Below are 12,327 nucleotides of genomic sequence, written 5' to 3'. Positions count from 1 at the left end.
GGTCTAAAAGAACAGTTACTGAAGCCTATAACAACAGATTCTCGTGGAGCCTCGCTGATGAAATCCTATGAAGTCAATTTTGACGGTCTAGTGGGGCCGACCCATAACTACGGCGGCCTGTCCTACGGCAACGTCGCGTCCCAGAGCAACAGCCAGCAGTCGTCCAACCCCAAGGAAGCGGCGCTGCAAGGCCTGGCAAAGATGAAAGCGCTGATGGAAATGGGTTTCCAGCAAGGCGTACTGGCACCGCAAGAGCGCCCGGATGTGGCTGCACTGCGTCGCCTGGGCTTTGGCGGCACCGACGCTCAAGTGATCGAGCGCGCTGCCAAAGAGGCGATGCCGCTGCTGGTGGCCAGTTGCTCGGCGTCGAGCATGTGGGTGGCCAACGCCGCGACCGTCAGCCCGAGCGCCGACACCGCTGATGGCCGCGTGCATTTCACCGCCGCCAACCTCAACTGCAAATACCACCGCAGCATCGAACACCCGACCACCAGCCGCGTGCTGGGGGCGATGTTCGCTGACCAGAAACACTTCGCCCACCACGCCGCCTTGCCGGCCGTGGCGCAATTCGGTGACGAAGGCGCGGCCAACCACACGCGTTTCTGCCGTGAATACGGCGAAGCCGGTGTCGAGTTCTTCGTGTTCGGCCGCAGTGCGTTCGACACCCGCTACCCGGCACCGCAGAAGTACCCGGCGCGCCAGACCCTCGAAGCGTCCCAGGCCGTTGTCCGTTTGCATGGCTTGAGCGATGACGGCGTGGTCTACGCCCAGCAGAACCCGTCGGTGATCGATCAGGGCGTGTTCCACAACGACGTGATCGCCGTGGGTAATGGTGAAGTGTTGTTCTATCACGAGGACGCGTTCCTCGAGACCGAGAAGATGCTCGCTGAATTGCAGAGCAAACTCGCCAAAGTCGGTGGGAAATTTCAGTCTGTGTGTGTGCCACGTTCCGCCGTCAGCGTGGAAGACGCGGTTCGTTCCTACCTGTTCAACAGCCAACTGCTGTCGCGTCCTGACGGCTCCATGCTGTTGATCGTGCCGGAAGAATGCCGTGGCAACGAGCGTGTCTGGCAGTACTTGCAGGGTTTGACCAGCTCCGGTGGCCTGATCCGCGAAGTGAAAGTCTTCGATCTCAAGCAGAGCATGCAGAACGGCGGTGGCCCTGCTTGCCTTCGACTGCGTGTCGCGCTCAACGAAACCGAACTGGCGGCCGTCAACCCAGGGGTTATCATGACGGCACCGTTGTACGGCACACTGACCGAATGGGTCGAGAAGCACTACCGCGACCGCATGACCGAAAACGATCTGGCGGACCCGCAATTGCTGCTTGAGTGCCGGACGGCACTGGATGAACTGACGCAAATCCTTAAACTGGGCGCGGTTTATCCATTCCAGATCAATTGATCGACGGCGCGCCGCTTTCTATGGCAGCGCGCTGATTCATCTCAAACGAGAGCGTAAAGACATGAGCGATACCCTGCAGCTGATCCTTGAAGACACCGACGGCACGCAACTGGAAACGTCCTGCACCCGCGTCGCGGTCCTGTGGCAAGGTAAAGAGCTGTGGATCCAGCAGGACGGCCGTGGTCAGTTGCTGATCGGCGTGGACGTCGAGGAAGGCGATGCCGAATACGCCAACCTGCTGTTGCGCCCATTGGCGACTAATCTGGTAAGTCTGCAACTGGAGATGGAACCGGCTGAACTCGGCGACGACGAGGATCACGTTCACGGCCCGGATTGCAACCACGACCATTAAGGAAACCGCTCTATGCTCGCCCTCGGCAAACTGCTTGAACTGACCCTCGCCGGCCGCGAACCGGCGGAGAAGACTCAACTGACTGTCGAAGGCGTGCGCATGCGCTGGTTGAGCGAAGGTGCGCTGGAAGTCCGGCCACCTGAAGCGCGTGACAATGGCCTGGACCTGCTGCTGTCGGCGGGTATCCACGGCAACGAAACAGCGCCGATCGAATTGCTCGATCGCCTGTTGCACGACATTGCCCGCGGCGACTTGAAGCCGCGCGCACGTATTCTGTTCCTGTTCGGCAACCCGGAAGCGATTCGCAAGGGCGAGCGTTTCGTCGAGCAGGACGTCAATCGGCTGTTCAATGGCCGTCACGAACAAAGCAGCGGTTGCGAAGCCCTGCGCGCCTGTGAGCTGGAGCGTTTGGCTGCCAGCTTCTTCAGCCTGCCGGATCGCCAGCGCCTGCACTACGACCTGCACACGGCGATTCGTGGCTCGAAAATCGAGCAGTTCGCCTTGTACCCGTGGAAGGAAGACCGCCAGCATTCGCGTCAGCAACTGGCGCGCCTGCGTGCTGCCGGCATGGAAGCGGTGTTGCTGCAGAACAAGCCGTCCATTGTGTTCAGCTCCTATACCTACGACAAGCTGGGTGCCGAGGCCTTTACCCTGGAGTTGGGCAAGGCGCGGCCGTTCGGTCAGAACGACGGTGTCAACGTGTCGCTGCTGGAGAAGCGCCTCAAGCAGATCATCGAGGGCACCGAACCAGAACTGACTGAGGACGCGCTGGACGGTTTGCAGCTGTACAGCGTGGCGCGAGAAATCATCAAGCACAGCGACAGCTTCCGCCTGAACCTGCCGGCAGACATCGAGAACTTTTCGGAACTGGAAGTGGGTTACCTGCTGGCGGAAGATATCGCCAACACCCGCTGGATCATCGAGGAAGAGGGCGCCCGAATCATCTTCCCGAACCCCAGGGTGAAGAATGGTTTGCGTGCCGGCATCCTGGTTGTGCCGACTACCGACGAAAACCTGGCTTGAATTCAGCATAGAACCAATGTGGGAGCGGGCTTGCTCGCGAAAGCGGTGTAACAGTCACATCGATTCTGGATGTGCCACCGTTTTCGCGAGCAAGTCGAATCGTCGCACCGCCACTCCCACATTTGGTTTTGAGTGAGGCCATAGACCTCACTTAGCCTTTAGACAGCTACCGCACGCGGCTCACTGCGACGCAGCGAGCGGATCTTCATCAGCGTATCCGCGCAAGTCTTCGCCGCTTCCTGACCTTTATGCAGGAAATGCTCGAAGAAGAACTTCTGGTGTTCTTCACCGGCATGGAAGTGGTGCGGGGTCAGGGACACCGAGAACACCGGCACTTCGGTTTCCAGTTGAACCTGCATCAGGCCGCTGACCACCGACTGGGCGACGAACTCGTGACGGTAGATCCCGCCGTCCACCACCAGGGCTGCGGCGACGATGCCGGCATAACGACCGGTCTTGGCCAGCAACTTGGCGTGCAGGGGCATTTCAAAGGCGCCGCCGACTTCGAAGAAATCGATGTCGGATTCCTGATAACCCTGGGTAATCATTTCGGCGACGAAGCCTTTACGGCTCTGGTCGACAATGTCCTTGTGCCAGCAGGCCTGGATGAACGCTACGCGCTCGCCCTGATGGTGTTTGCTTTTGCTGTCGATTGCGGTGGGTTGCATGTTCTGACTCCTGTTTGTGTGAAAAACAGGGCGTTATGAATCGAAGGGGATCTGAGGGTACGCACGCTCGCACGAATGCCGGCGGACGGCCCTTTGTTGTCAATCCCGTTCTCTCTTCATCCGGACTATGACCGTCGGCCCCGGGATCACACCGGGTCTGCTGACCTTGCTGTCAGGCACCGCCGAAGCCGTGCTGTCACCAAGCGCTCGCGGGCTATGCGCATTGCGCGCAATTACCGCCGGTGGGGAGTTGCACCCCGCCCTGAGAACGTTTTTGCCGCCCAAATGTTTGGCGGCGCAGCGTTTTTATCACATATTTGCGGTATGCGCATGACCCCTTTTGGATGATTGTCATCGACTTTTCCGTTGGTTTAATCGGCCTTTTCCTACGCAAGGGTTGATTAATCGTCGCCATGCCCGCAGTAATTCTTTCCTGAAAGGGATTTCCCCCTGCTTACCGAGGCCAGATTCATGAGTGTTATCGATCTTCGCAGCGACACCGTCACCCAACCTTGCGCCGGCATGCTCGAGGCAATGACCAAGGCCGCCACCGGCGATGACGTGTATGGCGAAGATCCGACGGTCAATCACCTGGAAGCCGAACTGGCCAGACGCCTGGGTTTCGCCGCGGCACTGTTCGTGCCGACCGGCACCATGAGCAACCTGCTGGGGTTGATGGCCCATTGCGAGCGCGGTGACGAGTACATCGTCGGCCAGCAGGCCCACACTTATAAGTACGAAGGGGGTGGCGCAGCGGTGCTTGGCTCGATCCAGCCGCAACCGCTGGAGGTGCAGGCCGATGGTTCGCTGGACCTGGCGCAGGTCGCTGCAGCGATCAAGCCGGACGACTTCCATTTCGCCCGCACCCGTTTGCTGGCGCTGGAAAACACCATGCAAGGCAAGGTCCTGCCGCTGGAATACCTGGCGCGGGCGCGCAGTTTTACCCGCGAGCATGGCTTGCAACTGCACCTGGACGGCGCACGTCTGTACAACGCGGCAGTGAAGCTGGGTGTGGATGCCCGGGAAATCACCCAGTATTTCGATTCCGTCTCGGTGTGCCTGTCCAAAGGCCTGGGCGCACCGGTCGGTTCGGTGCTCTGCGGCTCGGCCGAGCTGATCGGCAAGGCCCGGCGCCTGCGCAAGATGGTCGGTGGCGGCATGCGTCAGGCCGGGGTTCTCGCGGCGGCGGGCCTGTATGCGCTGGATAACAACGTTCAGCGCCTGACCGATGACCATGCCAACGCGCAGTTGCTGGCCGAAGGCCTGCGCGGGGCGGGGTTCGAGGTCGAACCGGTGCAGACCAACATGGTTTATGTGCAGATGGGCGACCAGGCCGAGGCGCTCAAGGCGTTTGCCGCCGAGCGCGGGATCAAGCTCAGTGCCGCCGCACGTCTGCGCATGGTCACGCACATGGACGTCAGCCGTGCGCAAATCGAGCAGGTCGTCGCGACATTCGTCGACTTTTCGCGCAAGTGATAGCGTTAGCACTCCAATTGACCGTTTCTATCGTATAAACACGCTGTACCCCGCGCGCAGGGCCGATATAATGCGGCCCTTTGCCGTCGCTTCGTCTGTTGACGTTTCGAACAGGCCTTTGGCCGCAGCCTCCGTGGAAGAACCTAATGAAAAGCGCAGAAATCCGTGAAGCCTTCCTTCGCTTCTTCGAAGAGCAAGGCCACACCCGTGTAGCCTCCAGCTCTTTGATTCCGGGCAACGACCCAACCCTGCTGTTCACCAACGCGGGGATGAACCAGTTCAAGGACTGCTTCCTGGGCCAGGAAAAGCGCGCGTACACCCGCGCTGTCAGCAGCCAGAAATGCGTGCGCGCCGGCGGCAAGCACAACGACCTGGAAAACGTCGGTTATACCGCTCGTCACCACACCTTCTTCGAAATGCTGGGTAACTTCAGCTTCGGTGATTATTTCAAGCGTGATGCCATCAGCTACGCCTGGAACTTCCTGACTTCCGACAAGTGGTTGAACCTGCCGAAGGAAAAGCTCTGGGTCACCGTCTACGCCAGCGATGACGAGGCGTACGACATCTGGACCAAGGAAATCGGGGTTCCGGCCGAGCGCATGGTGCGCATCGGCGACAACAAGGGCGCGCCGTACGCCTCCGACAACTTCTGGACCATGGGCGATACCGGCCCGTGCGGTCCTTGCACCGAGATTTTCTACGATCACGGCGCCGACATCTGGGGTGGCCCGCCGGGCTCGCCGGAAGAAGACGGCGACCGTTACATCGAAATCTGGAACAACGTGTTCATGCAGTTCAACCGCACCGCCGATGGCGTGTTGCACCCGCTGCCAGCGCCGTCGGTCGACACCGGCATGGGCCTGGAGCGGATCAGTGCCGTGCTGCAGCACGTTCACTCGAACTATGAAATCGACTTGTTCCAGAGCCTGCTGAGCGCTTCGGCCAAGGCCATCGGCTGCACCAACGACGCCCAGGCTTCCCTGAAAGTCGTGGCTGACCACATCCGTTCCTGCGGCTTCCTGATCGCCGACGGCGTGCTGCCGTCCAACGAAGGCCGCGGCTACGTGCTGCGCCGGATCATCCGTCGCGCCTGCCGTCACGGTAACAAGCTGGGCGCCAAGGGCAGCTTCTTCTATCAGATCGTTGCGGCCCTGGTCGCCGAGATGGGCGAAGCCTTCCCGGAACTGAAATCCCAGCAGGCGCACATCGAACGCGTGCTGAAGGCCGAAGAAGAGCAATTCGCCAAGACCCTGGAGCAGGGCCTGAAGATCCTCGAGCAGGATCTGGCCGAGCTCAAGGGCGACGTGGTGCCGGGCGACGTGGTGTTCAAACTCTACGACACCTATGGCTTCCCGATGGACCTGACCGGCGACATCGCTCGCGAGCGCAGCCTGACCATCGACGAAGAAGGTTTCGAGCGTGAGATGGAAGCCCAGCGCGTTCGTGCCCGTTCCGCCAGTTCCTTCGGCATGGACTACAACAGCCTGGTCAAGGTTGATGTGGACACCGAATTCACCGGTTACACCGCTCACAGCGGTTCCGCCAAGATCGTTGCTCTCTATAAGGACGGGCAATCGGTCGACGTGTTGAGCGAAGGCGAAGAGGGCGTGGTCGTTCTCGATCAGACGCCGTTCTATGCGGAATCCGGTGGTCAGATTGGTGATTGCGGCTTCCTCCAGGCTGGCGCTGCGCGTTTCGACGTGCGCGACACCACCAAGACCGGCGGTGCGTTCCTGCACCACGGTGTGCTGGATTCGGGCAGCCTGATCGTTGGCTCGCCAGTTCAGGCGCAGGTGGATGCCGAGGTGCGTCACGCCACTTCGCTGAACCATTCCGCGACTCACTTGCTGCACGCAGCATTGCGTCAGGTGCTGGGCGATCACGTTCAGCAGAAAGGCTCGCTGGTCGACAGTCAGCGCCTGCGCTTCGACTTCAGCCACTTCGAAGCCATCAAGCCTGAACAACTGAAAGCGCTGGAAGACATCGTCAACGCCGAGATTCGCAAGAACTCCGAAGTTGAAACCGAAGAAACCGATATCGAAACCGCCAAGCAGAAAGGCGCCATGGCGCTGTTCGGTGAAAAATACGGCGACAACGTACGCGTACTGAGCATGGGCGATTTCTCCGTCGAGCTGTGCGGCGGTATCCACGCGAACCGTACCGGCGACATCGGCCTGCTGAAAATCATCAGCGAAGGCGGTGTGGCATCGGGCGTGCGTCGTATCGAGGCAGTCACCGGTGCGCAAGCGCTGGCTTACTTGAACGCGGCGGAAGAACAACTCAAGGAAGCGGCCAGTCTGGTCAAGGGCAGCCGCGATAACCTGATCGACAAGCTGTCGGCTGTGCTGGAGCGCAATCGTCTGCTGGAGAAGCAACTCGAGCAGTTGCAAGCCAAGGCTGCCAGTGCCGCGGGCGACGATCTGTCGGCCCAGGCTCTGGACGTCAAGGATGTGAAAGTGCTGGCCGTGCGTCTGGACGGTCAGGATGGCAAGGCGCTGCTGGCGCTGGTCGATCAACTGAAAAACAAACTCGGCCGCGCAGTGATCCTGCTCGGCAGTGTCCATGAGGAAAAGGTCGTTCTGGTTGCAGGCGTAACCAAAGACCTGACTGGCCAACTCAAAGCCGGTGATTTGATGAAGCAAGCCGCTGCGGCAGTGGGCGGGAAGGGTGGTGGTCGTCCAGACATGGCGCAAGGCGGCGGTACCGACGCTGGCGCACTGGATGCGGCACTGGCCCTGACCGTTCCGTTTGTAGAGCAGGGTCTATAAGGCAGTACTTGCGGCCCGCAGTCTAGTGGTGGGCCGCAACGCTGTTTGAGTGATTATTTGGGCGCCCTTCATGGGCAGAGGCGGCTTTGAAATGGCTTTGATCGTACAGAAATTTGGAGGCACCTCGGTCGGCACTGTCGAGAGAATCGAGCAGGTCGCCGACAAGGTTAAGAAATTCCGCGATGCCGGCGATGACCTGGTGGTTGTGCTGTCTGCAATGAGCGGCGAAACCAACCGTCTGATCGATCTGGCCAAGCAAATCAGTGGCGACGGCCAACCGGTTCCGCGCGAGCTGGACGTGATCGTTTCCACCGGTGAGCAGGTGACGATTGCCCTGTTGGCCATGGCGCTGATCAAGCGCGGCGTGCCGGCGGTGTCGTACACCGGCAACCAGGTGCGGATTCTGACGGATAGCGCGCACAATAAAGCGCGTATCTTGCAGATTGATGACCAGAAGATTCGCGGTGACCTGAAGGCAGGTCGTGTGGTGGTTGTCGCCGGTTTCCAGGGCGTCGACGAGCACGGCAACATCACCACCCTCGGTCGTGGCGGTTCCGACACCACCGGCGTGGCGCTGGCGGCAGCCCTGAAGGCTGACGAATGCCAGATCTACACCGACGTCGACGGCGTCTACACCACCGACCCGCGTGTGGTGTCCGTGGCTCAGCGCCTGGACAAGATCACCTTCGAAGAGATGCTGGAAATGGCCAGCCTCGGTTCTAAGGTGTTGCAGATCCGCGCGGTCGAGTTCGCCGGCAAGTACAACGTTCCGCTGCGCGTACTGCACAGCTTCAAGGAGGGTCCGGGCACCCTCATTACTATTGATGAAGAGGAAACCATGGAACAGCCGATCATTTCCGGTATCGCTTTCAACCGCGATGAAGCCAAGCTGACCATCCGTGGCGTGCCAGACATCCCGGGCGTTGCCTTCAAGATTCTCGGCCCGATCAGTGCCGCGAACATCGAAGTCGACATGATCGTGCAGAACGTCGCGCACGATAACACCACCGACTTCACCTTCACCGTGCACCGCAACGACTACCAGGCGGCGCAAGCCGTGCTGGAAAAAACCGCTGGCGAGCTGGGTGCACGTGAAGTCGTGGGCGACACCAAGATCGCCAAGGTGTCGATCGTCGGCGTTGGCATGCGCTCTCACGCAGGCGTGGCCAGCCGCATGTTCGAATCCCTGGCCAAGGAAAGCATCAACATCCAGATGATCTCGACTTCGGAAATCAAAGTCTCCGTAGTGATCGAAGAGAAGTATCTGGAACTGGCTGTGCGCGCTCTGCACACGGCTTTCGAACTGGACGCACCGGCCCGCCAGGGCGAGTGATGCGTTTGCCAAAAGGCGCGGTCTGACCGCGCCTTTTGTTTTTTTGAATGGCGTGACCCCCCGAGACTGTTCTTTTGCTCGCGCTAGTCAATACTCAGGCATGTAGGGCTGCGACCGCTCCGGTTGTGGGTCGAGTGCCTTTTTTTTGCAGACTGTTGTCCCTGAAATGAAATGCGTGAGGAGAAAGGTATGCTGATTCTGACTCGTCGGTGTGCAGAAAGCCTGATTATCGGTGATGGCGAAATCACCGTGACCGTGCTCGGCGTCAAAGGAAATCAAGTGCGCATCGGTGTTAATGCCCCCAAAGAGGTAGCTGTTCACCGGGAAGAAATTTACCTGCGTATCAAGAAAGAGAAGGACGAAGAACCAAGCCATTAATTTTTATCGTTTTTTATGTTTGCAAACGGGGAAGAAGCTGGTTAATATACGCCCCGTGTTGCGGAGAGCTGGCCGAGTGGCCGAAGGCGCTCCCCTGCTAAGGGAGTACACCTCAAAAGGGTGTCGGGGGTTCGAATCCCCCGTTCTCCGCCATTATTTGCGTAGTACGTTGTAATCTGGCTTTTTCGGTAAGTTGTTGAAATTACTAGAAAAAGTGTTTGACATAGAGATTAGACGGCCTATAATGCGCGGCAACAAATGCACTCGTAGCTCAGCTGGATAGAGTACTCGGCTACGAACCGAGCGGTCACAGGTTCGAATCCTGTCGAGTGCACCATTTAAGAGTTAGTTACAGCAATGTAAGTAACTTGGCTTCAACCAGTTGTGATCTGGTATAAAAACACAAATTGCACTCGTAGCTCAGCTGGATAGAGTACTCGGCTACGAACCGAGCGGTCACAGGTTCGAATCCTGTCGAGTGCACCATACAACAGAAAGCCCGCATTTAATGCGGGCTTTTTGCCGTCCGGGATTTGGCTTTTCCTTTCGTGCATCCCCTCTCGTCGAACTCCACCTGTGCACTGCGACCTCGCAGGGTGTCGTAGCGGTAGCTCGTGGCTGAATTTCGAATACTGATCCTGTCTGGCTTGCCGAGGGCGCTTTCGACGTCTTGCTGGCTCATGCCGGCGATCACTCGCTGATTGATGATTGCCTCCCGGCGCTCCCTGGCATTGATCAGGTTTCCACACTTGTCCTGCGCCTGACCGACCACGGTCGGCTCTCTGCTTCGGATTTTCATACCTGATGTTTCGCGGGGCTCGGCTGGCGGCATAAGCGCCATCGTGCTGCCAGGTGTAAAGGCGCGGGCGTCTTGAAGTGAAACATTCTCTCCCGCGGCACAACCCAGTGTGGTGAAGGTAATGCGCCCATTGGCAGCCTCACAGCGCTGAACGGTGGTGGCGACCGCCAAGGGCAGGGGGCTGAGCAGGGTGAAAACCAAAAAGAATTGAGCAACTGATGGCATCAGGCGTCCTCCGTGACGTTCCTTTTCAAGGGTAGCGGCTACAATTTTCGAAGGGGTGTGTGTTTTCTTTTCGGAATACGTCGTCGCATTTTCATGGATCAGGCCGATGCTCAGGTTTGTTGTGCAAGCGCTTGTTTCAGCCGAGATTTTTTAACGTTTAAAACCGTCAGGCGGTGTATCATTGCGCCCGTCAGCCCCGCCGGGGCTTGTGGAATACCTCCATGGACTTACCCAGTAGTTACTCAGTACCCCGTTTCACCAATCATGAATTGACTGATTGATCCTTCCGGCGTGCCCCGCTGCTGGGAGTGGAGTTCGCCTATGTCCGAAGTTGAAGTAAAGAAAACGCAGGAAAGCTTGCAGGATCGCCTGGCTCAGGTGGTTGAGTTGCTGCAGCGCCAGCGAGTTGTAGAAGACCTGACTCACCGCCAGGAAGGCCCGCATCATGACCGGGTCGAGAACCTGGTCCACCGGCAGAACCTCGTCGAGTTGCAACGCAAACTCGATGACCTGCACTCCGCCGACGTCGCCTACATCCTTGAAGCCTTGCCGCTGGACGACCGTCTGACGCTCTGGCAACTGGTCAAGGCCGATCGCGACGGCGACATCCTTCTTGAAGTATCCGATTCGGTCCGTGAATCACTGATCGCCGACATGGACGATCACGAGCTCCTGGCAGCCGCCAAGGACATGGATGCCGACGAACTCGCTGACCTGGCCTCCGAGCTGCCGCGAGACGTCGTCCATGAGCTCATGGAGACCCTCGACCAGCAACAACGCGAGCGCGTGCGTTCGGCTCTGTCCTATGACGAGGAGCAGGTCGGTGCGCTGATGGACTTCGAGATGGTGACCATCCGCGAGGATGTCAGCCTTGAAGTGGTCTTGCGTTACCTGCGCCGTCTCAAGGAGTTGCCGGGCCACACCGACAAGCTGTTCGTGGTCGATTACGACGGCGTGCTCAAGGGCGTGTTGCCGATCAAGCGCTTGCTGGTCAACGATCCGGACAAACAGGTTTCCGAGGTGATGGCCAGCGATCCGGTGAGTTTCCACCCGGACGAAGACGCCTACGATGCCGCCCAGGCATTCGAGCGTTATGACTTGATCTCCGCACCCGTGGTCGACAAGAACGGCAAGCTGATCGGCCGTCTGACCATCGATGAAATGGTCGACCTGATTCGTGAAGAGAGCGAAAGCGAAGTTCTCAACATGGCGGGTCTGCGTGAAGAAGAAGACATTTTTGCGTCGGTCTGGAAATCCCTGCGTAACCGTTGGGCCTGGCTGGCGATCAACCTGATTACCGCGTTCGTGGCTTCTCGGGTCATCGGTTTGTTTGAGGGCTCGATCGAGAAGCTCGTGGCGCTTGCGGCGTTGATGCCGATCGTTGCGGGCATTGGTGGCAACTCGGGTAACCAGACCATCACCATGATTGTTCGGGCCATGGCGCTGGACCAGGTGAGCACCGGCAATACCTCGCGCCTGATGCGCAAGGAATTGGCGGTAGCGCTGATCAACGGCGTGATCTGGGGCGGGGTGATCGGTGTGGTTGCCTACCTGCTCTATGGCAGTTGGTCTTTGGGCGTGGTGATGACCGCCGCGATGACGCTTAACTTGCTACTGGCGGCGTTGATGGGGGTTTTGATCCCGATGACCCTTGCGAAGATGGGGCGCGACCCGGCGATGGGGGCCAGCGTGATGATCACGGCCATGACCGACAGCGGCGGCTTCTTCATCTTCCTGGGGCTGGCGACAATCTTCCTGCTCTGAAGCGCCGTTCATTAAAACCCCGCCTTTGGCGTAATGCTGTAGGAGCGAGCTTGCTCGCGATGGTCGTTAACGATGCCGCGTGTTTACTGACTAAACGCGGCGCTCTTGAGTCCATCGCGAGCAAGCTCGCTCCTACA

At 59.0% G+C, this 12,327-nt stretch carries 10 protein-coding genes, 3 tRNA genes and 1 riboswitch; of the genes, 11 read left to right on the top strand and 2 right to left on the bottom strand.

The window, feature by feature from the left end; all coding sequences use genetic code 11:
- Positions 1-57: 57 nt before the first annotated feature.
- The 3 genes from astB to astE all read left to right on the top strand — a co-directional run bounded on the left by astB (position 58) and on the right by astE (position 2,779).
- The gene (gene astB, locus PspS34_RS21575; RefSeq protein WP_154860378.1) at positions 58-1,404 is read left to right on the top strand and encodes an N-succinylarginine dihydrolase; all 1,347 of its coding nucleotides are present in this window, start codon (positions 58-60) and stop codon (positions 1,402-1,404) included.
- A gap of 61 nt (positions 1,405-1,465) precedes the next feature.
- On the top strand, positions 1,466-1,756 hold the full coding sequence (locus PspS34_RS21570) for a hypothetical protein (RefSeq protein WP_046042326.1): 291 nt from the start codon (positions 1,466-1,468) through the stop codon (positions 1,754-1,756).
- A gap of 12 nt (positions 1,757-1,768) precedes the next feature.
- Positions 1,769-2,779, top strand: coding sequence for a succinylglutamate desuccinylase (astE, locus tag PspS34_RS21565; protein WP_150812129.1), 1,011 nt, complete (start codon positions 1,769-1,771; stop codon positions 2,777-2,779).
- 158 nt (positions 2,780-2,937) lie between these two features.
- On the opposite strand, the gene PspS34_RS21560 is transcribed toward astE, so the two are convergent.
- Positions 2,938-3,447: a 6,7-dimethyl-8-ribityllumazine synthase gene (locus tag PspS34_RS21560; RefSeq protein WP_150812130.1), complete on the bottom strand. Its 510-nt coding sequence runs from the start codon at positions 3,445-3,447 to the stop codon at positions 2,938-2,940.
- A gap of 103 nt (positions 3,448-3,550) precedes the next feature.
- A riboswitch (FMN riboswitch) is annotated at positions 3,551-3,721 on the bottom strand.
- 197 nt (positions 3,722-3,918) lie between these two features.
- Between PspS34_RS21560 and ltaE the strand changes: the two genes are divergently transcribed.
- From ltaE to PspS34_RS21525, 7 genes are all read left to right on the top strand, one after another.
- The gene (ltaE, locus tag PspS34_RS21555) at positions 3,919-4,923 is read left to right on the top strand and encodes a low-specificity L-threonine aldolase (protein ID WP_154860377.1); all 1,005 of its coding nucleotides are present in this window, start codon (positions 3,919-3,921) and stop codon (positions 4,921-4,923) included.
- A 146-nt stretch (positions 4,924-5,069) separates the two neighbouring features.
- Positions 5,070-7,691 (top strand): alanine--tRNA ligase, encoded by a 2,622-nt coding sequence (alaS, locus tag PspS34_RS21550; protein WP_057713617.1) that lies wholly within the window; start codon positions 5,070-5,072, stop codon positions 7,689-7,691.
- Positions 7,692-7,782: 91 nt separating this feature from the next.
- Complete coding sequence (locus PspS34_RS21545; protein ID WP_007971040.1) at positions 7,783-9,024, top strand: aspartate kinase; 1,242 nt, start codon at positions 7,783-7,785, stop codon at positions 9,022-9,024.
- A 189-nt stretch (positions 9,025-9,213) separates the two neighbouring features.
- Complete coding sequence (gene csrA, locus PspS34_RS21540; RefSeq protein ID WP_002554426.1) at positions 9,214-9,402, top strand: carbon storage regulator CsrA; 189 nt, start codon at positions 9,214-9,216, stop codon at positions 9,400-9,402.
- A 62-nt stretch (positions 9,403-9,464) separates the two neighbouring features.
- Positions 9,465-9,555 (top strand) — tRNA-Ser (locus PspS34_RS21535).
- A 107-nt stretch (positions 9,556-9,662) separates the two neighbouring features.
- A tRNA-Arg gene (locus PspS34_RS21530) sits at positions 9,663-9,739 on the top strand.
- Between the two features lie 72 nt (positions 9,740-9,811).
- Positions 9,812-9,888, top strand: a tRNA-Arg gene (locus PspS34_RS21525).
- A 19-nt stretch (positions 9,889-9,907) separates the two neighbouring features.
- On the opposite strand, the gene PspS34_RS21520 is transcribed toward PspS34_RS21525, so the two are convergent.
- Positions 9,908-10,426, bottom strand: a complete 519-nt coding sequence (locus PspS34_RS21520; RefSeq protein WP_154860376.1) for a cell envelope protein SmpA — start codon at positions 10,424-10,426, stop codon at positions 9,908-9,910.
- Between the two features lie 321 nt (positions 10,427-10,747).
- Between PspS34_RS21520 and mgtE the strand changes: the two genes are divergently transcribed.
- A complete protein-coding gene (gene mgtE / locus PspS34_RS21515) occupies positions 10,748-12,190 on the top strand; it encodes a magnesium transporter (RefSeq protein ID WP_007971042.1) in 1,443 nt (480 codons plus the stop codon).
- Positions 12,191-12,327 lie beyond the last annotated feature (137 nt).

This window comes from Pseudomonas sp. S34 (genome assembly GCF_009866745.1).
Classification (GTDB): domain Bacteria; phylum Pseudomonadota; class Gammaproteobacteria; order Pseudomonadales; family Pseudomonadaceae; genus Aquipseudomonas; species Aquipseudomonas jessenii.
The sequence above is the reverse complement of the archived record's forward strand: the minus strand, read 5'-3'. Positions and strand labels throughout refer to the sequence as shown.